This is a genomic window from Pseudomonas sp. F220 (assembly GCF_057813935.1).
The window spans coordinates 1-2,637 of sequence record NZ_JBVASJ010000086.1 but is presented as its reverse complement, the minus strand read 5'-3'; the positions used below and the strand labels follow the sequence as shown (position 1 = coordinate 2,637).

The following is a 2,637-nucleotide window of genomic DNA, read 5'->3' as shown; positions in this document are numbered from 1 at the left end:
TGCGTATTTCGCTCATCGTGACCGGTCATTTCGCTAACAACGTGACCGATCCCTCCACCCCATTGCGCGGGGTCTAAATTCTAACCGCATCGGTCACGATGCCGCCTCTTCTTCCGTCTTTTGACGTCTCAGCGACTCGCCTTTCATCACCACTCGGTACGCACTGTGCACCAGTCGATCCAGCAAGGCGTCGGCTACCGTCGGGTCGTTGATCCAGCCATGCCAGTGGTCGACCGGCAGTTGGCTGGTCAGTACCGTCGACCGGGAGCCGGCGCGGTCGTCGATCACTTCCAGCAGGTCGTGCCGGGCGTTTTCTTCCAGTGGTGCCAGGGCCCAGTCGTCCAGGATCAGCACGTCGACTTTGGCCAGTTGTTGCAGCGTGCGGCCGAAGCTGCCGTCGCCGTGGGCGATGCGCAGTTGTTCCAGCAGGCGCGGCGTGCGCAGGTACAGCGTGCTGTAGCCTTGGCGGCAGGCCTGGTTGCCCAGGGCGCAGGCGAGCCAGGTTTTGCCGACGCCGGTTGGGCCGGTCAGCAACAGGTTGTGCTGTTGGCGGATCCAGTCACCGCTGGCCAGGGTCGTGAGCTGGCGTTCGTCCAGGCCTCTGCCCTGGCGGCGGTCGAGGTCTTCCAGGCAGGCACCGGCGTATTTGAGCTTGGCTTGTTTGCGCAGTCGCTCCAGGCGTTTGTTGTCGCGCCAGGCCAGTTCGCGGTCAAGCAGCAGGCCGAGCCGCTCATCGAAGCTCAAGCTGTGGCTGGCTGGCAGTGTCCACTGCTCTTCCAGCGCCTTGGCCATGCCGCTGAGACGCAGTTGGTGCAACTGATTAAGCGTGTGTTGCGTCATCATTGAACAGCTCCTTTTGGGTGTAATAGTCGGCACCGCGCACGTTCTCGTGGCAGGCGGGTTGAGCGGCGGCGGTGACCTTGGGCAGCGGTTGCTGGTCGAGCCCTTGTTTGAGCAGGTTGCGTACGGTGCGGCTGTTGAGTGCGCGCAGTTGCACGGCGCGGCTGGCTGCCGCCTCCAGACGCTCGTTGCCATAGTGGCGAGCCAGCGAGAGCAGGCCCAGGCAGGAGCGGTAACCCATCTCCGGATGAGGTTTGTGGGTCAGTTGGTGTTCGACGATCTGCCGGGTGCGCGGGCCGATTCGCTCGCCCCAGTCGAGCAGGCGCTGCGGTGTCCATTCGCGATGGGCCTTGTGCGAGGCTGGCATGTGTTCGCTCTGGGTGCTGTAGGCGCCGCGCCGCTGGAGCAGCAAGTGGCTGGCGACCCGGCGGTGGCCATGCAGTATTTCGACGGTATGGGCGCCCACTCGGGCGTCGACGCTTTGCCGGGCCAAAGTCGAGGGCACGCTGTAAAAGCCGCCATTTACCTCGATGTGGTAGTCGATGTTGACCTTGCAGCGCTTGAAGGTCACGACCTCATACGGGTGCGCCGGTAACGGTTTCAGCGCCGGCTGGTCGAGTCGTTCGAACCAGTCCAATCGGCATCCGTCGAGCTTTTTGAACGGGCGTCGGTTCAAATCCTCCAGCAAGACGGCGATGGCCTGATTGAGCGCATGCAGGCTGAAGAACTGCTGATGCCGCAACCGCGCCATAATCCAGCGCTCGACCACCTGCACCGCGACCTCTGCCTTGGCTTTGTCCTGCGGCTTGCGCGGTCGCGCCGGGAGCATGATGGCGCCGTAATGCCGGGCACATTCCAGTGCCGCGCGATTCAGGCCCGGCTCATAGCGGTCAGGTCGGGAGATCAGGGCGCGCGGGTTGTCCGGTACGATCATTTCGGGGACGCCACCAAAGTAGCTGAGGGCCTGGCTCAACGCCGTCAGCCAGTCCACTTGGGTCTCGCCCGGCGTGGCGCACGCGTAGGTGTAGTTCGAGGCGCCGAGGGCTGCGACGAAAATGTGCGCCTGGCGGATCTCGCCGGTGGCGGCGTCGATCACCGGCAACGTCGGCCCGGCGTAGTCGATGAACAGCTTCTCGCCAGCGCGGTGCTGCTGGCGCATCGAGCGCTTGAGCGTACGAGCGTAGCTGCGGTAATGCTCGACGAACTGGGTGTAGCGGTAGGTCGGCTGGTCGGGATGGGCGGCGGTGTATTCCTCCCACAGCAGTTGTAGCGTCACGCCTTTTCGACGTAGTTCACGGTGCAGGGTGATCACGTCAGGCAACACGCGGTCGCCGCGTGTGTGGACGATCTTGGCGGCGGGCACCAGGGCAGCGCCGAGCGCCACCTCATCCAGTAGAGCCAACGCGGGCCACTCGATGCCAGTGTCGCGCGCCGCCTTGATGTACTTGCTGACGACGCCCTTGGACAGTTGCAAGGCGCGGGCGATCTTCTCGTGGGACAGGTCGGCCTCGAACTTGAGGCGCAAGCATTCTTTGATATTACGCATGGCTACTCGCTGCGCCGCCATCCTTCGATTCCCCGAAATGGGACGGAGGGTGGCGGCGCGTCAGGTCATGCGCAACGGGGTTTAGGTATTTCGCTAACAACGTGACCGGTCATTTCGGTAAGGGCGTGACCGGCTGTTTCGGAACAGGCGGAAAATCGGTCACGTTGTTAGCGAAATGAGCGGTCACGCGTTAGCGAAATGGTCGGTCACGATGTACCGAAACGGACGGTCACGATGGACCGAAATACGCA

At 63.4% G+C, this 2,637-nt stretch carries 2 protein-coding genes; both read right to left on the bottom strand.

Annotated elements, in window-relative coordinates; translation table 11 throughout:
* Positions 1–93: 93 nt before the first annotated feature.
* Positions 94–843 carry an IS21-like element helper ATPase IstB gene (gene istB, locus ACZYSM_RS29020; RefSeq protein ID WP_489077083.1) on the bottom strand — a complete coding sequence of 250 codons (750 nt, stop codon included), beginning with the start codon at positions 841–843 and terminating at the stop codon, positions 94–96.
* Entirely contained in the window at positions 821–2,407 is a 1,587-nt protein-coding gene (istA, locus tag ACZYSM_RS29015) for an IS21 family transposase (RefSeq protein WP_489077081.1), read from the bottom strand. Before istA ends, istB begins: the two co-directional genes overlap by 23 nt.
* Positions 2,408–2,637 lie beyond the last annotated feature (230 nt).

Excerpts from the sequence above, each read along its gene's own strand:
- istB (WP_489077083.1), bottom strand. The coding sequence starts at position 843 with ATGATGACGCAACACACGCTTAATCAGTTGCACCAACTGCGTCTCAGC.
- istA (WP_489077081.1), bottom strand. The coding sequence starts at position 2,407 with ATGGCGGCGCAGCGAGTAGCCATGCGTAATATCAAAGAATGCTTGCGC.